15 protein-coding genes are annotated in these 19,658 nt (G+C 52.3%); 6 read left to right on the top strand and 9 right to left on the bottom strand.

From position 1 onward, the window contains the following. The first annotated feature begins 151 nt into the window (after window positions 1-151). Genes ACUTVW_RS13840 through ACUTVW_RS13825 form a run of 4 tightly spaced genes read left to right on the top strand, consistent with a single transcriptional unit; the run spans window position 152 to window position 4,521 of the window. Window positions 152-1,480: a hypothetical protein gene (locus ACUTVW_RS13840; protein ID WP_445646337.1), complete on the top strand. Its 1,329-nt coding sequence runs from the start codon at window positions 152-154 to the stop codon at window positions 1,478-1,480. Continuing rightward, on the top strand, window positions 1,480-2,409 hold the full coding sequence (locus tag ACUTVW_RS13835) for a glycosyltransferase (protein WP_445646336.1): 930 nt from the start codon (window positions 1,480-1,482) through the stop codon (window positions 2,407-2,409). Before ACUTVW_RS13840 ends, ACUTVW_RS13835 begins: the two co-directional genes overlap by 1 nt. 1 nt (window position 2,410) lies before the next feature. Further along, window positions 2,411-3,844 carry a glycosyltransferase family 4 protein gene (locus ACUTVW_RS13830; protein WP_445646335.1) on the top strand — a complete coding sequence of 478 codons (1,434 nt, stop codon included), beginning with the start codon at window positions 2,411-2,413 and terminating at the stop codon, window positions 3,842-3,844. Next, window positions 3,841-4,521 (top strand): class I SAM-dependent methyltransferase, encoded by a 681-nt coding sequence (locus ACUTVW_RS13825; RefSeq protein WP_445646334.1) that lies wholly within the window; start codon window positions 3,841-3,843, stop codon window positions 4,519-4,521. The genes ACUTVW_RS13830 and ACUTVW_RS13825 overlap by 4 nt, the downstream gene beginning before the upstream one ends. Before the next feature lie 275 nt (window positions 4,522-4,796). On the opposite strand, the gene ACUTVW_RS13820 is transcribed toward ACUTVW_RS13825, so the two are convergent. From ACUTVW_RS13820 to ACUTVW_RS13800, 5 genes are all read right to left on the bottom strand, one after another. Next, window positions 4,797-6,956: a glycosyltransferase gene (locus ACUTVW_RS13820; protein ID WP_445646333.1), complete on the bottom strand. Its 2,160-nt coding sequence runs from the start codon at window positions 6,954-6,956 to the stop codon at window positions 4,797-4,799. Window positions 6,957-7,055: 99 nt separating this feature from the next. After that, the gene (locus ACUTVW_RS13815) at window positions 7,056-9,137 is read right to left on the bottom strand and encodes a tetratricopeptide repeat-containing glycosyltransferase family 2 protein (protein WP_445646332.1); all 2,082 of its coding nucleotides are present in this window, start codon (window positions 9,135-9,137) and stop codon (window positions 7,056-7,058) included. Then, entirely contained in the window at window positions 9,064-11,529 is a 2,466-nt protein-coding gene (locus tag ACUTVW_RS13810) for a glycosyltransferase (protein ID WP_445646331.1), read from the bottom strand. The genes ACUTVW_RS13815 and ACUTVW_RS13810 overlap by 74 nt, the downstream gene beginning before the upstream one ends. Before the next feature lie 78 nt (window positions 11,530-11,607). Next, entirely contained in the window at window positions 11,608-12,849 is a 1,242-nt protein-coding gene (locus ACUTVW_RS13805) for a DUF6385 domain-containing protein (protein WP_445646330.1), read from the bottom strand. 39 nt (window positions 12,850-12,888) lie between these two features. Further along, window positions 12,889-13,416, bottom strand: a complete 528-nt coding sequence (locus ACUTVW_RS13800; RefSeq protein ID WP_445646329.1) for a DUF6385 domain-containing protein — start codon at window positions 13,414-13,416, stop codon at window positions 12,889-12,891. A gap of 208 nt (window positions 13,417-13,624) precedes the next feature. On the opposite strand from ACUTVW_RS13800, the gene ACUTVW_RS13795 reads away from it, so the two are divergent. Next, on the top strand, window positions 13,625-14,158 hold the full coding sequence (locus ACUTVW_RS13795; protein WP_445646328.1) for a hypothetical protein: 534 nt from the start codon (window positions 13,625-13,627) through the stop codon (window positions 14,156-14,158). 30 nt (window positions 14,159-14,188) lie between these two features. Further along, window positions 14,189-14,770 carry a hypothetical protein gene (locus tag ACUTVW_RS13790; protein ID WP_445646327.1) on the top strand — a complete coding sequence of 194 codons (582 nt, stop codon included), beginning with the start codon at window positions 14,189-14,191 and terminating at the stop codon, window positions 14,768-14,770. Window positions 14,771-14,953: 183 nt separating this feature from the next. Here ACUTVW_RS13790 and ACUTVW_RS13785 read toward each other — a convergent pair whose 3' ends face one another. From ACUTVW_RS13785 to ACUTVW_RS13770, 4 genes are all read right to left on the bottom strand, one after another. Further along, on the bottom strand, window positions 14,954-16,315 hold the full coding sequence (locus tag ACUTVW_RS13785; protein WP_445646326.1) for an MFS transporter: 1,362 nt from the start codon (window positions 16,313-16,315) through the stop codon (window positions 14,954-14,956). A gap of 69 nt (window positions 16,316-16,384) precedes the next feature. Then, window positions 16,385-17,563: a winged helix-turn-helix domain-containing protein gene (locus ACUTVW_RS13780; RefSeq protein ID WP_445646325.1), complete on the bottom strand. Its 1,179-nt coding sequence runs from the start codon at window positions 17,561-17,563 to the stop codon at window positions 16,385-16,387. Between the two features lie 261 nt (window positions 17,564-17,824). Next, window positions 17,825-18,619 (bottom strand): ABC transporter ATP-binding protein, encoded by a 795-nt coding sequence (locus ACUTVW_RS13775; RefSeq protein WP_445646324.1) that lies wholly within the window; start codon window positions 18,617-18,619, stop codon window positions 17,825-17,827. Window position 18,620: 1 nt separating this feature from the next. Continuing rightward, window positions 18,621-19,481, bottom strand: coding sequence for an ABC transporter permease (locus ACUTVW_RS13770; RefSeq protein WP_445646415.1), 861 nt, complete (start codon window positions 19,479-19,481; stop codon window positions 18,621-18,623). Between the last annotated feature and the right edge of the window lie 177 nt (window positions 19,482-19,658).

The raw sequence follows: 19,658 nt of genomic DNA, 5'->3' as shown, positions 1-19,658 counted from the left end.
TGTTTGACCTGGACTTCTCTATGTATTCATGGAAGTTGTTCATGTTTGGAGACAAATGCCCATATGTTAGTGTCAGACGGATGATGCGAAGTTCTGCACGGCTTTTACATAAGAGAATCGGCCTAGGCCTATTCAAGTGAGGTGAGTTACAGTGGAACACTCCGAACCATTAACAGATGATCCGAAACCGGAATCGAACCCTACGGATAAATGGGAAAAGGCAACATCTGAACGGTTCTTGTCCACAGATGCTACAGTTCAATATGTGCTTTTTCCGCGAAAAGGGGGCTGGTCTTCTTTTCCCTATCCCGACATCGCGGCTCTGCTCGCAGCAGAACAAGGAACCCTCTATTATGTCAGCAGCCGCACGGCTGAAGAGGAGGAACTCCCAAATGCCATCCAAGTGATCCCCCTTTCGGAGGCGGAGAAAAGAATACGGGAGCCACACACCGCTGCTGTGGTCGCGCACCCTTATTGGCTTATGACTGTGGCTCCACTTCAGCCGGAAGTATGCATTGCACTATTGCCTGAACCTGTAGGGGATGAAGCAGCCTCTCCGCTCTGGGAGAGCAGTATCTCCAGGCTTGTCGGCATTGCCGATCTGGTGGGCACCTCTTCGGAAACCCGGTACATGAAATTGCTCTTTCAAGGTACCCGTGCCATCTGGCTAGGAGGAGAAGACGCTTCTCCTGCTGGTTATATCCATCATGATGGCACACGTATTCCAGTGCGGGACTATGAGCTGTTTTTCATGCATGCACTCCAGCAGGTGCTAGCAGGCAGGCCAGAGCACATCACCATGCTACAATGCCATGTGCGAGCCGACTATTACAGACAGCTTCGGACAAAAACAGGCGCTCATGAAACAATCTCGTTTCTTCTCTCAGCTTATGAGTATTTGCTAGAGGATTCCCGTGCCGCCGCTTCGCTTAAGGAAGCCTTCACACACGCTGCCATCAACGGAAGGCAGGATTGTGTTGTGTCCCATTACCGTTTCCTCTCCGCCATCCATGCGAGGTCAGGTCAGATTGAGGAAGCTCTACAGGTGTTTGGCATCAGTGCACGTGACGAGCAGGAACGCCATCACTATGAACAATTATGTCGCTGGCTTGAGGCAGGAGAGGAGCAGTTGGTCCGGGCGGAACTGCTTCGCATCAATGACGATTATGGCAGTGCTATTCGTATTCTGGATGAGCTTGGCGGGGAAACGGCAAGGCACTGGAAATTCCGCATCTACCAGGAAACAGAGCGTGTAGAGGCTGCACTCACCCTGGTTCATGCCATCGACATTCAGGACGGAGCCAGTCTTCTGCAATATCGGCAATTATCCGGGACAGCACTGGCTCTTCGAGGAGAGCGCCACGGTGCAGTGAGGCAGTTTCTGGAGGCGGCTGTGGAGGATGAAAATGTGCTCGCCCGGATTATAGAACTGGAACTGCTGGATCATGCCGTACAGCAACTGCTCGGGGAGGTGCTTTAATGATAGACCCGAAAAAACGTAGAGTCCCCGGGAGCAGACCGATCATGCATGATTCACTTCAGGCGCAGACAACAAAACAACAAGCAGCCGTGGAGGATCGTACAGCCGTTGCGGTCGAACCGGATCGGATGCCGCTGGAGAACGAACCAAACCCTTCTGCCAACCGGAATGTTGAAAAGGAGGCATCCCAAGAATTCTCCGCCATACGGCGGGTACGCAAAAGTAAAAACAACAAGCTGACAGCCATGCTTCAGGTTCGTAATGAACAAGGACGGTATCTGGAGGAAGTGCTACAGTCTCTGAGCGAATTCGTGGACGAGATCGTCATTGTCGATGATGCCAGTACGGATGGAACGCCGGATATATGCAGAGCCTTTCCAAAGGTAGCACGCCTGGAAGTTTTGGAAAAGCCGCTATTTGCCGAGGAATGGCGCCTTCGCAATACCCTGTGGCAAGCAGCCGTTAGTACCGGCCCGGACTGGCTTCTCTCGGTCGATGCCGATGAACTATACAGCACCGAAGCGAAACAGGCGATGCGCAAACTCATTAATCAGGACTATGCAGACTGGTTTGCCTTTCGTTTCTACGATATGTGGGGCGGCCGAACTCATTATCGGGAGGATGAACTCTGGTCGATGCACAAACGCCATACGGCTTCACTTGTTCGTTATATGCCAGGCTATCCTTACTTCTACCCGCAGCAGAATCATCATGTTCCTCGTCTCCCCGTGTCCTGCACCGTATTGTCAGGCGTATGTACGGAACTGAAAGTACAGCATCTCGGCTGGGCTGGCAGTCTGGAAGACCGGGTGCGCAAGTACTTGCGTTACAAACGTATTGATCCGCATGGAGAATGGGGCAATCCGGCGCAGTATGAGTCCATTCTGGACCCTGAACCGCGCCTGCTTCCGTGGAAGGAGGAAACCTAATATGGGCGTGGTCAGCATACTGACCCATAGTTTTACCGATGGATACAATCGGGAGTTTAACCGGGTTTTCGGCGGCGGACTGGAACGTTACGTTCTCGATCTATGCCGTGTGATCCGCGGACTCGGTCATATTCCCGAGGTACATCAACTGTCTTATTTCGAAGCGTTCCAGACCCGAACCGAACAGATTGACGTCTACGGCTATGATTATGACATGGAAAATGTACCTGAAGCTTTTGACCGGATGGCCGCAGCCGCTCGCGGACCTATTATCTATGCAAGTTGCCTGTGGCAGCCCATTAACTACAAACCCGGTAGCCTCGGAATATGCCACGGCATTAATTGGGATCGCCCCGGTCTGCCGCTGGAGACCAAACGCCAGGTCGCGGAACATATTCAGCTGGCGCTGGACGGACTGGTTCGCATCGTCTCGGTGGACTCTCATTTCCAGACCTTCTGCCGGGCAGCTTGTACGTACACCGATTCAGAACAAATCGTATTGATTCCCAACGCTGTGGACACCTCATACTTTGTTCCGGCTCCGCCAAGGAGGACACTCCCTCAGCAAAACGAAGAAGAATGGATGGCTGCGTGGAAAAGAGATACGACCATGCAGGGTGAACATCCGGATATCATTGTCCAGGAATCCGAAGATAACATAGCGGGTCTCGATAGAGCAGATCAAGATGATTTAGATGCATGTAGCCGTTCAGGGGAAATGGCCATAACAAAAAGTTTTAATTCAGAGTTATTGGAGGCCTCCAGTGTTATCTCTGTAGAAAGCGTGACTACCGGAACCATCCCTCATTCAGGGCAGGCTCACACAAACAATGATGAACCCGTTTCGGCTCCACGTGCAATCCGTATTCTGTATCCACGTCGCATCAGTAGCGAGCGCGGTATCATTCCTATGATGCTGGCGGCAGATAAGCTGCTGGGGGCTTTTCCAGATGTGGAGGTTGAATTTGCCGGGGAACTGGTAGAAGGCAGTACGGTGGGCAGAGCTTTTCGCTATTGGCAGCGCACACATCCGCATACAGCCCGCATATACCAGCATACGTACGACTTTAGAGAGATTCGTAATGCCTATCATCAGGCGGATATCGTGGTCATTCCTACGTTATTCTCGGAGGGAACATCCTACGCTTGTCTGGAAGCAATGAGCTGTGGCCTTCCGGTTATCGCTTCAAATGTCGGCGGGCTCAATGATCTGATTCAGGATGGGTTCAACGGATTGCTCGTTCCTCCGGGTGAGCAGGCACTGACTGCCGCGCTCGTTCGTCTCGTTCAGGATCGAGCCGAGCGGGAGCGGCTTGGCATCTATGCGCGCGAAACGGCGCTGTCTTATGATCTGTCCATATGGCGGAGCCGGTGGAGCAGGGTTCTGGAATCTTTTTTAACGGAGACAGGATTGAGGGAGGGGATTCGGACATGATGAACACACCTGACATCACGGCAATGTTGGAATCTAGGTACATTCGGCAAAGCGACCCAAAGACGGATACGCTGGTCTTTCCGCTTCATCCTGCGTGGTGGAGTCGTCCTTACGAGTATGAGTGGGCCCGGCAGTTTGCACGCCCGGATGATGTGGTGCTGGATGCGGCATGCGGCATATCTCACCCGTTCAAATTCTGGCTTGCAGAGCATTGCCGCGAAGTTCATGCGTGCGACTGGGATGAACGCATTTTGTCGGAAGAGGCGATTCGGTTGGATATTGCTACCGATTTTGGTGAACAGGCATCCCGGAATCTGCCAGAAACCTATCTGACACGGCTCAACCGGGCTCAAGCCAATCTGGCTCAGCTTCCTTATGCTACCGAGCAGTTTGACCGTGTATTCTGCATCTCCGTTCTGGAACATCTGGACACCGGCACAATGCTGCGGGCTTTCCGCGAATTTGCCCGGGTGCTGAAGCCGGAAGGCCAGTTAATCGCTACCTTTGATGTGCCCGAGATGCGGCCGGATTTGCTGGAGACGATCATGGCTGTCACGGGGCTGAGGATTGAAGATAAGCTGAACGTGACCGAACCCGAGGACGCAATATTTTCGGATATGTATGGCGCACCGATTCGCTGTTTCAGGGCTGTGATCTGTAAGACGGGAAAGGGATAAGCTTAGCGAGGCACATCATTTTGATACATCTATCGTTACACAGCAAGCTCCTTCGGTATGGCGTCTAAGTGAACATTCCATGGGTGCCTTTGAAGAGAACAATTATGATCCAAGCTTGATATAAGGGGAAATCAGGAATGAAACGCTACGCTATTTATTTATCAAAAAAATATTTAAAAATTCAAATGAATCAGTATATGCCGGGATGCCCCGGCTTTTTTGCTGTGCCGAAAAGGAGGGGCATCCCGTGAATCCGGCGGTATGAAGACGCCGGATTACAGGTACACCAGCAGCATGTTGCACTGCTGCTGGAAGGTTGGGGCAGTAGCTGCGCCGGGAGCCGTCAGGCGCAGCAAGGTTTGCAGGCCCGGCGGCGGTGCCTTCGCCGGGCGGCCTTGGGCGGCAGCATGCCGTGCAGTGATTCGGGCCGCGAATTCGGCCCAATCACGCGCCAGGCTCTGCCGCCCGGCGAGCAGCGCGAGCGTGCCCGCCAGGAGCGCAGCGGCGGGCACTGCGCCCGCGAGGGGCTGCTGCGCGCCGCCAGGCGAGCTGCATAGCGCAAGCAGCCCTTCGCGGACGCGTGCGGGTGCGCGCAGCAGCCCGCAGCGGGCCGCAGGCGGGAGCGCTGCGAGCAGCGCCAGCGCGCAGCCCGGCGGCAGGGCTTGCAGCAGGCGCAGCCATGCGGGCCATGCGCCTACGGCGGCGAGCGCCTGCGCGGGCGCGAGCAGTGCCATCGCAGCGCTTGCCGCGGGTGCGGGCACTGCTCGCCGGGCGCTGCTGCGCGGCAGCGGCACATGGCCTTGCGGCGCAGACTGCGCCTGCTCGTGCACGCTCGCCTGCTCATTCAGCCTTGCCCGCATCTTCACATTCGCCTGAACGTGTGCATGCTCATCTAACCCAGCCCGTGCCCGCACCGCTATGCAGCTCGCATCGCCGCCAGCCACTTCTACGCCCTCGCCGCGCAGCAGCGCCTCGGCAGCACGCGCCGCTTCCGGCGCAGCCACCCGCTGGCGTGCCACCACATGGCGCCCGGGCACGCCCTGCCGCTTGTGGCCCAGCGCCCACAGCGCCAGCTCGGCCTCTGACCCGTGCTGCACCTGTACACGCCACAGCTGCAATGACGCGCTGGCAGCTGCATCCTCGCCCAGCTGCGCCAGCGCAAGCCCCGCAGCAAGCGGCTGCACACGCAGTGCCGGGCCCAGTGCCGCCGCATGGCGCAGCAGCCATTCCGGCCGATGCGCAGCCAGTGCGGCCGAGACCAACGCTTGCCACGCCAACGGCGGCAAGCCCACTCCCTCGGCTGCGACGGCAATGGCCTGCGGGCGCCCTGTGGCAGCGCTAAGAAGCAGCAGCCGCTGCCACGCCGCCCCATTGCTTGGCTGAATCATCAGCGCCGCCGCATAGGCCGCTTCCGCTTTAGCCCAGCGACCAGCCAGCTCATGCGCCACACCTTCCAGTGTCAGGCTACGGTAAGTTCCGGCACCAGACACCGAGGTATACCGTCCTGCTGTCGATGCAGCAGATTTCGCCTGTTTCAACCAGTCCAGCGCGTTATCTGCTCGCCCCTGATCCATTTCCAACACAGCCGCCAGCTCCAACAGATCCGGGTAATCACCATACATCGATGCCCAGGTCTCCACCACAGAAAGCGCACGTTCCGGCTGTCCCAGCTCCCTCCAAGCGTAAGCTGTTTTTAGGACCACGTCAGAATGATATCCACACGCCGGGTCAAGCCCTGCGAGCAGTGGCAACAACAATCGAAGTGCTTCATCATATCGGGCTTGTTGAAACCACTCGGCAGCCAGCGCATAGAACAACTCAGGCTGATCTGGTGTCTGCTGCAAAGCTAGCCGAATCAGCCGCATGTTACGCACATCTTTTTGTTTCGCAGCAATGACTTCATCCAAATAACCATAATGAACAACCTCTATTTCCGAATGGTGAATCCCTTGCGGCATCAGAGCAAGAATAGAAGAAGCAACTTCCTCATGTATTCTTCCGCGAAAAGCGATCCGGGGATCATTACGAAACAGACGGCAGACCTCATCCGTTACACGCTCTTCACCTGAAGTACCCAGCAGGCTCGTTACCTTAATCCAATAACCCCAGATTTCTGCACTCCCTGCTTCCAACCCATCCATGAACTCCGACTTTGTTTGTAACATACTCATCCACATTTCATCTGCATCCAGTACCAATATCCACGAATAACTCGCGGCGGCAAGTGAGAGATTGCGCGCCTGGCTAAAATCCCCATTCCACTCCACACCAATAACCGTCGCATGATATTGCCGGGCGATCGCTGCCGAATCATCTGTCGAGCCTGTATCCACGATAATGATCTCATCTACCATTTCACTCACGGAACCCAGACAACGAGCCAAAAATTCGCCTTCATCCTTCACAATCATGCATAAGCTGATTCCATGCTTCACCCGTAACCCGCCCCCTTGCCGCAAAACCTCTCCTGCCGTGCCTTTCCCTATCATCTTTATCCTTTTTTCTCCTTCTGCTACCGTCTTTCACTCTTTATCCTAGCTCTCAAATCCATCTACTCCCGGCAATTCCAGCCGAATATGCTGAATGACAGGCCAGTACGCATGACGTTGCTTTTTCCCATGTTCCACCTGTTCCGTATCAGACGAAAACTGCGCCAGATGGCAATCCGCTGCACGAATCAGCCCTTTCACGAGCCAACTCGTTCCGGTCAACGTATCCAAGGCTCCGGGAAAAGGTGCACGAATCCCTCTTCCCTTGGCATCTGTTATCTCACTTTCAACTTCTTCTCTCTCCATCTCTTGATCACCACTAGCATTTCTTTCCTTCTCCGGCCTCTTTTCCGTTACATGATGCACTTCAACCAGTAGCTGCCGGCCCCGTTGAATCAATCCATGCAGTGCGTGCCATCTTCCAGACTGAACGCACCCTTCCAGCATAAGCCCGAGAGCTTGCCAGCCATCATATAAACCTGCATGATCTGAGGCCGCTACACCCTCAAGTCCAGCTACATTCTCCATTCCCGATCTGTTCTCCCCCTCCGTTGCGGCCTTCCACCATTCTGCTAACCTCGGCTCTGCCTCGGATACTCTCTCCTTACTCTCATCTGCCCGTGAGCTGTTCATCAACCATAGGGTAAAGGCATCCTGTCCGCTCGCTCCCTGCCCCTCTTTCCCATCCAGCCATTGCAAACGTTCGAGCCAACGGGAAGCCATAGGGGCAAATGAACCCTTTTTCCGCTTCACGGTTTCCAGTTTCAAACGCGCCGTACTCCAGTCCCCTCGCTGCACATGCAGAACAGCCTCAGCTACAGAACGTTGCTCCCGTTGCACGCCGGAAGGGACAGAAGGCATCTCCCCCAGCATCTCAAGCGCCGCATCATAACAATGACACTGTTCCAGAATGCCCAGCACTTTAGACAAAGCTTCCTCCGAATTCATGGCAAAACGCGACTTGATCACTGCTGGAATCTGCCGCTCCTGCCCCGACACTCGCATCATTCGAAATATGCGATAGAGTGGCGGTAGCAGGCTGGATTTTGCACGCACAGCTTCCACATAAGCATCCACCGCTCCCTCAAGATCGGCCTTCCCTTCCAGCAAACGACCCAATGAGTACCATGTCTGGTATGTGCCCATCCCTTCCTCCGTGTGGAAAATTGCCGGTGGCGGACCCTGCCGAACAGCTTCACGAAGTGACATCTCTGCCATAACTGTATCCCCCAAAGCATCCGCGCAAGTCGCACGATGGTGCATTAGATCCGTGTATTCCGGAAACAGCTCCAGCGCCTCATCCACTCGTTCCAACGCCTCCTGCCAGCGCTGCAAATGCTCCAGACAGCGGACTTCGTATTTCAACAGCAAATGGGCATAACTGGTCACCACAGGGTCAATTCTCTTCCGGGCTTTGCCGAACGATTCGAGTGCCCGCTCTGCTTCACCCACACGTAAATACTCCACGCCCAGATTATAGTGATGAAATGGCTGGCTCGGCTCTTCCACCACCGCCTGCTGTAGCAAACGCAAATTACGGTTCACCTTGTCCTTGCGCTCCACAACCACCGTCTGATATCCGTAATGGTGAATCACCATGTCCGTAACATGAAATGCCGCCTCTGGATTCCGCTCACAGATCGCCGCCGCAATCTGCTCATGAATTCGGCCCTGGAACCGATGCTCCGGAGCATTGCGAAACAGACGCAGCACCGGATTAACCGTCGCGCCCTGCTGACCCGAACCCGTATAGTTATGGATGTTCAAAAACAATCCGTCGCATCCGCTGACCGCCGTCCAGCTTCTGATCTGCTCCCGTGCTGCTGGTTCCAGCGCCTCGTCCGCATCAAGAAAGAGAATCCAGTCGCCGGAAGCCTGCTCCAGGCCAGCATTCCGTGCTGCGGCAAAATCATCGCACCACGCAAATCCAACCACAACCGCCCCATGCTCTTCGGCAATCGCTATGCTACGGTCTGACGAGCCAGTGTCTACCACGATGATTTCATCGACCGCGCCGCGTACACTCTCAAGACAGCGCGGCAGCATTTCCTCCTCATCCTTGACGATCATGCACAGAGAGATTCGCTGCGTCTGACTCCGCTGACTCTGATGCTGATGTACTCGCATGATGATTCCTCCTTTCTTTTGCACGGTATACCGTCCGCCAAGGTATACCTTCCGCGGTTCGCAATTGCTGCTCCAAAGCAATCTGTTGAGCCACAAGCACTGATGGTTCCGAGGATCGATTCTGCTCCTGACGAATCAAATCAAGAGCAAACTGTAAGTAACAAACCGCTGCACCAGCACGGGCTTGACTGTAATTCGAATCACGCTCCAGCGCCCGTTCAAACAGCGACAGCGCCTGCTCTAAGTGTCCTTTCGCAAACAGTGTTTCGCCCAGCCAGAAAAGCCCTTCCGCATCCAGTTCGCCTTCCGTCATCCCCTGAATCAGCAGCTCGGCGGCAATCATCGTATATCCATATCGATAAAGCAGACCTGCATAACTCCGCCGAATTGCCATTTCTGTCCGCTCATGCTCTGACATGATTCGAGCCAGCCTTTCGTGAAGCTGCCGTGCGAGAACCAGCCGTCCGCTCTGAATAGCACGGATCACGACTTGCTTCGCAGCCATTTGTGCTGACTCATCCCATTTCAGTAGCTGCCCATCGGGCACATGCGGTATAGGATTGGTAGTAGATGAACCCGGTGTGTACTCAAACAACAAATGGTCTGCTACTTTCCACATATCCCTTTCAGCCGGGGGTGATTTAGCGAGAAAAGAAGAAGATAACCGTCTTCCGTTCGCCCAACAAGCTAGCGCCCAGTCACTCCGCTCTTCTGCTCGAAGGTTTGCATAGAGAGCATCTTGCCCTCCCGTAACGGCAATGGAAGAGCTACAGGTCTGCTGGCCACTTCCCTTGTCTTGTTCCTTCCAACTGCTTTCCGCAAGGTGCCATGCATCTGTGACTTGGCCTGCACACAGCATCCAGTGAAGTTGATCACCTGCCGGGATATGAACATTGGATGTCTCACTGCCGAGTAAATGCAATGCCTGTTTATAGGCTCCACATTCAGCGAGGGCATAGACCATCTCCATTAGTATTTTTATCTCTATCCGTACTTGCCCTGTGTTCTTTTCTAAAGAGGGGCACAAATGGTTCATTCTATCTGCACGATCTGTCCCATGTATCTCATTGAATTGATTAGCCAGATGCAGCAAGCGATCTGTTATCTGTTCATCTGAAAAGCCCTGTTGTTGCAGTACATCCGCCAGCCCCATCCATGCCGGTCTATAGGTGGACAGGTGCTCCAGCGCCAGCTCATATAGTCGAACGGCTTCTTGCCCGAATCCCCGCTTCTGTGCGAGCCGTGCCATGGACGTATATGCCCGGTAACTGCCCGAGCCCGCTTCTGTTACGTAAACAGGCTTCGTTACTGCTTCACCGCCGCTAGCCCTCGCTTGATCGTCCTGTCTGGAGCCACAGGTACTCGCTCGTGCATAGGCGCGATACGCCCGCTCCTCCAAGCCTTGACGCTCCAGAATCTCTCCGTACAACAAATGCAGATCGGGATATGCAGGGTAACGACAACATTCTGCGGTGAGCAGCATGTGTGCTTCTTCGTAACGCTCCAGCGCTACCAGCACTTTAACCAAATCTTTCACCAGCGTGGCGCGATACGGAGCCTGTAATTCGGCAAATTCCAGCGATTCCCCGAACGCATCCGCTGCCTGTTCCAGATCACCTAGCTGGCAGCGTGTTACGCCCAGATTGTACAGGTGAAAGGGCTGTGCCGGATGATCCGCCAATTCTCGTTCAATCAGGCGCAAATTGCGCTTGGGTTTATCACCTTTAGCGATCACCGTTGCGAGGTAACCATCATGTCCCAGACGCAAAGGGACCAGCAGTTCTTCCTCTGCTTTTACTTTTACATCTGCATCTGCATCTGCATGTGCATCTACTAACTCGTTTGCTGCATTTGCTTGCGGCCAATCCCACCGTACATATGTTTCTCTCGTGGACTTATTTGGTGTAAAATCACAGCTCTGCTCGGCAGGAGCCTGATGGATCAACTGCTCATGAACGCGTCCAGTGTACCGATAACCGTGATGAGCCCGGAACAGCCGTACCGGATGGGACAGAATCTTGTCCTCTAACCCTTCACCGTAATGATTTTCGATCGTTATGCGCAATCTGGTAATGCTCTTATGGACACCTGGCAGAACAGCCATCAGTTCTTCCAGACCTTCAATCACATACTCGTCGGCATCCAGACAGAGAATCCATTCTGTGGTTGCCAAGGGCAAGCTAATATTTCGGGCTTTCGCAAAATCATCCTCCCAGTCAGCTCGCAATACGGTCGCACCATATGTTCTGGCGATATCAGGCGTCCGGTCGGACGAGCCTGTATCCGTAATGAAGCATTCCAAGCCTGCTTGCTTCAAGCTGTCCAGACAGCGAGGCAGGCACTGTTCTTCATTTTGCACAATCATATGGATACCGAGTAACCGGTTCTGCATCCGCTTGACCTCCAATACAAAAAAATACATGAAGCCCACCAAAGTGAACTCCATGTACCTATATGACAGCAAAGCGGGTTATGTGCCTTGTCCATTGAAGAACACATCGATCGTACTTGGTGCACCGATCAGGCTTGAGCGATAAGAGAGTCGAGTATATTTCAGAAACCGTTGGGGTACCAAAACATCAACAGAACCAGACAGGATACCCGTTACCGTAGTCACATCCGTGTACCAGTTGGTTCCGTTCGCACTGATCTCCACTTGAGCATCTACCCTGTTCACACCCGGTCCCCTGTTATACACGAAAAAGGAGTACGTACCAAACACACTGGTTGTTACAGCAGGCAATGGTGTAAACGTATTAGCAGTCGGTGTGCCGACAAGTTGATTCTCCTGAAAACTTTTCTGCGAGATGGATGTTACGCTGCTGAGTGTACCCGCCGTAATCGTTGCTCCGAGCACACTGGTGATCGTACCGTTCAGCAAATTCGTCAATGTTCCGGCAGTGACTGTCGCTCCTAGTACGCTCGTGATCGTCCCTGCTGTGATTGTTGCTCCAAGTACACTGGTGATTGTACCGTTCAGCAAGTTGGTCAGCGTTCCGGCGGTCACTGTCGCTCCCAACACGCTCGTGATCGTCCCTGCTGTGATCGTTGCACCTAACACACTGGTGATTGTACCGTTCAGCAAGTTCGTCAGCGTTCCGGCGGTCACTGTCGCTCCCAACACGCTCGTTATTGTCCCTGCTGTGATCGTTGCACCTAACACACTGGTGATTGTACCGTTCAGCAAGTTCGTCAGCGTTCCGGCGGTCACTGTCGCGCCTAGCACGCTTGTTATTGTCCCTGCTGTGATCGTTGCTCCGAGCACACTGGTAATCGTACCATTTAATAAGTTCGTCAATGTTCCAGCAGTTACCGTGGCTCCAAGTACACTCGTGATCGTACCATTCAGTAGGTTCGTCAACGTTCCGGCAGTGACTGTCGCGCCCAACACGCTCGTGATCGTTCCTGCCGTGATCGTTGCACCTAGCACACTTGTGATTGTACCGTTCAGCAAGTTTGTCAATGTTCCGGCGGTGACTGTCGCTCCCAACACGCTCGTGATCGTACCATTCAGGATGTTGGTGATTGTACCTGCATTAATAGTCACCGTGGTCAGACCTGAAATGTTGCTGATCGTCCCGTCCAGAATGATACCTACTACATTTCCACTTGTATCCGTTCTGACGGGCTGGGCCGTACCCGTACTATCCTGACCAAAAATCAGTGTTCTCAGGTTATCCGGATTTGTATTAAACGTTGTAAAGTTAGGCATGAGCCTCGTCCTCCTCCCTGGACAATCTGGGTAATAAAGCTACCTTACGAACATACGCTGTGCCTGAAAATAAACATCAAGCCGGGTTGGCTGAGCCGAATTCACAGGCAAGATAACTAACCGGGTATAATGCAGAAATCGCAAGGGAACAATCGCCTTGGTCTGGCCTCCCTCAATGACTTCCTGACTATCTACTGCATAATCTACAGCATTCGGGCTGACCTGAACTTGAACGATAGCTGGATGTTTTCCACGATTCACGACGCCATAGCTGTACATGCTCAGAGATGAGGTATCCTGAGGCGGGAGGGCATATTCACCTTGACTTGTCTCTGCTCCGGTATAGGTATGCTCTGTAAAACAGTGTGTAGCACCAGGGAGTTTCGTGCGTGAGAAAACACCCTGTTTGAACCGGGGACGAGTAATCCGGGAACAAGGGGGCTTCAGCAGTTTGGCGCGGCGAGAACAACGGGATGCATGGCGACTGACATATTTGGTTGTCTTTTTGATGGTCTGCTTGGCTGATGGTTTTGTTCTCTTCCTGCTTCGCTTCGCTGTTCGACTCATCTCGATTTCCCCTTAAAAAAATGTGCTTACGCATCGTATGCCCGAAATAGAAATACGGGCACGGCACCCGCCGTTATTTGGAGATTCGTATGGAATCCCCAAACGCTTTTCCTTCCTTTTACATATCATGCTAGTAATGAGGACAGGCGAAATAACGCAGGATATAGGCTTTTTCATCTATTCCATGGTTCAGAGGAGGTCAAGCGGGATGACCAATACGAATGTGTTCAACCAGTCCAATGGCCCTTTATTCACACAGCTGACCAACACATTTGCGGCCCCGGGAATCGGAGCGGCTCCAGACACGGGTGCGGCTGCGGCAGGCAGTTTTTTCGCCCTGACCACGAACAATACATCGATCCCCTCCAACCAAAATCTACTTCTGCAAATTTTGAATGCAGCAGGTAGCGGCAGAACGATACGCATTGCGAGCCTCTCAGGGGGCACAACAGCAGCAGCTACACTCGTAGTCTATTCCGGCGGAACCGTGACTGTCGGCAGCACACCCGTGCCTGTCAATACACTGCTGGGCAATGCCAATACCAGCATCGTAACGACAAGACAGAATACAGGGACTCTCGGGGGAACCTTCACAAGCCTGCTCAGTATCCCGCTCACTTCAGGCCTATATGCTTTGGATTTGAATGGCTCCATTGTTGTTCCCCCAGGACAATCGTTATCTATTAGTTTGGGCATTGGTAATCAGACCGGAGCGATTAACCTGTTTTGGTGGGAATTCTAACCAGATTTCAGATCAAAGGTGGTGCACAACGTGCCAAATAATAATGTGTTTAATCCATTAAATCGCCCCGTCTATACGTCGAATACCAACACATATATCTCGCCCGGTATTGTTGCCCCACCCGAGAATAGTGCGGGCAGCACAGGTAACCTGTACAATGCAGGTTCCACTAACTCCACCACACTGGGTTTGCTTGGAGGAAGCGTAACGGCCACTTTGCAACTCGCCAATCCAACTGGAAGCGGCAGAACATTGTATGTTTCCCGTTTGTCTGGTGGAATTACTGTTGCACTCAATCTGCTGTCTTCGTTCAGCGGCACGTTGACCCTGACTGCAAACGGTACACTCTCATCGCCAAATACACTTACAGCCGTAAACAGTAATCTGTCCAGCAGTAACACAAGTGTTGCTCTTGTTCGATTTTCTACAGCAGCCCCATCCGGTGCTACCGCTATCATGTCCATGCCTCTGCAAGTTGGTCCATTTCAATCCAACGAGTTCGGTAAATACGTGATCCCTCCTGGTCAGGCCATAAACCTGTCCGTCACCGGATCACTCTCCGTTGCCGGTTTATTAGCCTCCACAACGTATTTCACTTGGTGGGAAGTGTGAATATCTGCAGCCACATCTGATAGATAAATATCAAAAATAGCCACGTTCGGATAAGGACCGAATGCGGCTATTTTGCATGCTAAGATATGGTGGACAGAGCCAAGAGGACTTAACGCAACACGGTGTCCATCTTTTTGAATTGCATTCCCCATTTGAAGAACTCCCGCGATGCAAACAAGCCATTTATGAAATCCCCTGCTGTGCAGATCCCACCTTTTCACTCGAAGTGGATCTTCTGTTAAGCGACCACAACATACGCTGGAACAGGATGCCTGTCAGACCAATGGCTAGCGTAGCCAGACCGATCATTTGAAACGTCGGGCTTGGTCCCGCCGAGCGGATAATCGCACCGCCTGCCAGCGGGGCAGCGACCAGCACAACGCTGTATAACGAGTTTTGAATGCCGAATACACGTCCTACATAGTCAGGAGAGGTCTCTTTTTGCAGCAAATAATTCATCGTGACCATAAACAGTCCATTCCCCAGACCTGTACACAGACCCAACATAATAATCCATGCCGTCGACGTATCCGGACCAACCCAGCCAAGTCCTGCAATTCCGGCGCCAATGAGAAAATATCCACCACCTAGACCCCATCCGTACCCTATTCTTGGCAATCGGTTTAACAGCAAAATGATCACAACAGCTCCTGTACCAACCGATGAACCGAGCCAGCCGAGCATAGATTCATTCCCTGGCTTGATTTCCCGAAACAGGGTCGTAAATTGATATTCGACCATCAGAATAGACATGAGGCCAAGACAGCCAAACACGATGGTATTCCTGACTGTGTGGGTGTGGCGTAGATACTTCCAGCCCTGCTGCCACTGCTTGAAGAAGGTCTCGGGTTCCTTCTGATTCTCTTCGTTATGCTCATCGGTTACTCCAGCTTCTTTCTTCTCTACCAATCGTCGCAAAGGCCATAGTACAGCACCCGATAACAGCCGAGCACACGCATTGATCAGAATACAGATTTGTGGAGAGAAAAAGGCCAATACGACTGCACCCAATAGAGGACCAGCTATCTTCGCACACTGATTCACGAACCCGTTCATCGACGAGGCCTGAAACAGCTGCTCCTCTGCAACGATCTGCCTAGTCAATGCCTGCTGGGCAGGAACGTGAAACACACTCATCATCGCACGCAGAGCCAGAAGTGGCAGCAGCCATGCCGGACTTGGAGCAAATAAGATGCCCACCGTTAGTGCGATGGTAATACCATCACAAAGTATCATGATTCTCACTTTATGCAGCCGATCAGCGAGAGCACCAGCTACCGAGCCAAACAAGATACCCGGCACAGCCATACAGACAGGGATCAGCGCGATGATCAACGGATCGGCTCCCCAACGGTAGGCGACCATCACTTGGATAGCGAGTGTATCGAACCAATCGCCAAAGGTGGCGAGTGCGTAAGCAATAAACAGACGCACAAATTTGAGATTAGTCCAGAGGCTTTTCGAGGTTTTTGCAACAGATTCACCAGATGAATTACCTGCTTTAGACGAATCGGATGTGTCGTTTCTTGATGAGTTAGCTGTCATACATGTACTTCCTCCCTTGATTACAGCGGTTTTGCGAACATGATGTCCTTGGCTGTAATCTTAGGTGAGTTATGTCAGAGGAAGATCAGAGGATAAGGAATCAGCGGATAAAAAGTCACGGATCGTCTTCACGATCTGCTGCCCATATACGGGAACGCCATAGGATTTACTAATTTCTGTATAAATCTGTTGATATTTTTTGCGGAGCCTTCCTTCAACTCGGTGATGATCCATGAACAGGAGAATTTGATACGCTGAATTAAGATAAAGCGGTGCATGGAGTGACATTTTCAATACTTCCAGACCATCATCCATTCGCAGTTCAGCTTCTCGTACCCGTCCCTGCCGCAGTAGCCATAAGCCCTCCATCACCTGGAAACGGCCGATTTCTCTCAGATAAGGAGCGTCTTTTAATTGAGTTCGCAGAACGGCTATACGTTCCTCAACGGCCTCACCGCTCCCACCCCATAGTTCAACAGACAATGCGGCAATACTCACAGGTAACTTGAAATAGATTAACTGGTTTGCTTCCATCACCCGATATGTTTCTTCCAACTGCTTCTTGGCTTCCTGATACTGGCCTGTCTCGGCATAGATATCGATGATATTAAGAATCCTAAGTTCCTGGCAGTGCTCTGCGGGCAGAACAGATGAATGAATCGCTTGTTTGTATAACATCAGACTTTCCGTAGGTTCAACGAGAGCATGAACATAGATCAGCAGCCAATACAGACGCTCCTCCAAAGGAAACTCCGCTGTATTCATTAGCCACTCCAGATCTCCCTGTATGAAATGCAGGTATAACTGGTAGTACGGTTCAATTCGTACGCCGAGTGCCTCCTGTTGACGAACCAGCATCTGGATTGAATTCCCTTGGCCAAATAGATGATATTTCCGAAGCAGTCCATGCACAACTTCCTGCATCTCGGGATCATGGATAGACGGATTCGGGGGCAACATGGCTTTATAGTCCCGTAAAGCGAGCCGATATCCATAACCACGAACCGTATCCAGACTGACTTCATCCCAGCGCTTCAACTTCTTACGGAGACGATAGATGTGATCGTCTACCGTGCGTTCCACCGGATATTCTAGCGGCCATACCCGATCCAGCAGTTGACTGCGTGTGAAGACCTTATCTTTGTTTTCGTACAGAAAATGCAAAAGCGCAAACTCCTTCGCCAGCAGGCGAATGGAATCCATTTGCTGAGATACCGTATAGGTTCCCTCATCAAATTGCAGAGACATCCTCGTTCCTCCCTTGTGTGCTCTCATATATGTCATACACAGATCAGCAATCTGCTTTATCTTTTCTTTCTAATGTATCTATGTATCTCTCAAGTATTTTTCAATTGTCACTTTCAACATACCATAAAAAGGCCCTTTGCGATAACGCAAAGGGCCCTGTTTCTCAACGATAGTTGTGGATCTGACTTCACATGAATTCCACCCGTTTTGGGGTAAGAATGTGAACTGCATTTCCAGAAAGAATCCCTGCACATTGGTAGCTTATCCCAGTATCACGCGGTCATCTGCCATCTTCTTGCCGCTAATCCGCTCGAATTCGCCAAGCAGCTCAGGCACCGTAAGTGTACGTTTGTGTTCCTCGCTGACATCGAGAATGATTCGGCCTTTGTCCATCATGATCAGACGGTTGCCCAGACGAATCGCCTGCTCCATATTGTGCGTTACCATGAGTGTGGTAAGCCTCATCTCGCGGACAAGTGTCTCCGTCAGTTCTGTAATGAGTTCGGCACGGGATGGATCAAGTGCTGCCGTGTGTTCATCCAGCAGCAGAATCTGTGGCTGGGTGAAGGTCGCCATCAGCAGACTAAGTGCCTGACGCTCGCCACCAGACAGGAGACCCACCTTGGCATTCGGCCGTTTCTCCAGTCCAATGCCCAGCTTCTCCAGCTGCGCGTTGAAGATTTCACGTCTGGCGCGTGTCACGCCAAAGCCGAGTCCGCGTCCTTTGCCGCGTTTGTACGCCATTGCCATGTTCTCTTCAATGGACATATGCGGTGCCGTTCCGGCCATCGGGTCCTGAAAGACGCGTCCGATCCAGCTGCTGCGTTTATGCTCTGGCAGATTTTTGATCGAACGATCGTTGATGAGCACGTCGCCCATATCCGGTTTCATCACCCCTGAGATAATGTTCATCAAGGTTGATTTCCCGGCGCCATTACTGCCAATGACCGTGACGAAATCGCCCGGATTCATCGTCAGATTCACACCAACCAGAGCTGTTTTCTCATCCGTTGTACCCGGATTAAACAGTTTGGTGACTTGTTTAATTTGCAACATACTACATGCCCCCCTCTGCCTGTTGGCCGCCGGATTGCATCAGTTCTTCGGTTCGTTTGCGAGCGAGACTGCGCTGTTTCATCGAACGCTGTATCGTCGGGAAGACAAGTGCGATAATAACGATCACAGCCGTGATCAGCTTCAGATCAGATGTATCAAACCATTCCACTTGCAAGGCCAGTGCCACCACAATCCGATAGATAATGGAACCTATAACTGCTGCCAGTGTTGCCCAGAATACCGTTCTGGCACCCAGGATCGCTTCGCCGATAATGACGGAGGCCAAACCAATGACGATCATGCCAATGCCCATTGTAATATCAGCAAACCCGGATTGTTGGGCAATAAACGCACCAGACAAGGCCACCAGTCCATTGGACAAACTGACTCCAATAATGGTCGTTACATCGGTATTCGCGCCAAAACTGCGAATCATCCGTTTGTTATCCCCTGTAGCGCGAAGCGCAAGTCCGATATCTGTTTTCATAAACAGATCCAGCATGATTTTAAATACTAGCACAACGATGATGATCAGGATCATGACATGTTCACCCGAAAACGGCGTTTCTACGCCCATAATGGATTTATTCGGTGCACCCAGAATACGCATGTTGATCGAATATAGGGCAATCATCATCAGAATCCCGGACAACAGTCCGTTAATTTTGCCTTTTGTATGCAACAGACCTGTGAGTGCTCCAGCCACCATGCCGCCAGCCATGGCAGCCAAACAAGCCAGCCAAGGGGAGTAATCATTGGAGATCATGACCGCCGCAATCGCGCCTCCTGTAGTAAAACTTCCGTCTACGGTAAGATCGGGGAAATCCAGAATGCGGAACGTAATGTACACACCCAGTGCCATCAGCGCATATAACAGCCCCAGCTCAATAGCCCCTTCAATGGAATTCCAACTTATACTCACACTGCTTCCTCCCTGTCTATCTCTATCCGAAAAGAATGAGGCGAACCCACATACACGTTCGCCCCCCATCCGTCTGCCGAAGTATTGTCATACTGTCAGCTTCTCAATAAATTAATT

The sequence above is a fragment of the Paenibacillus sp. TSA_86.1 genome, assembly GCF_052691815.1.
Note: the sequence above shows the minus strand (reverse complement) of the source record. Positions and strands in the feature narration are given on the sequence as shown.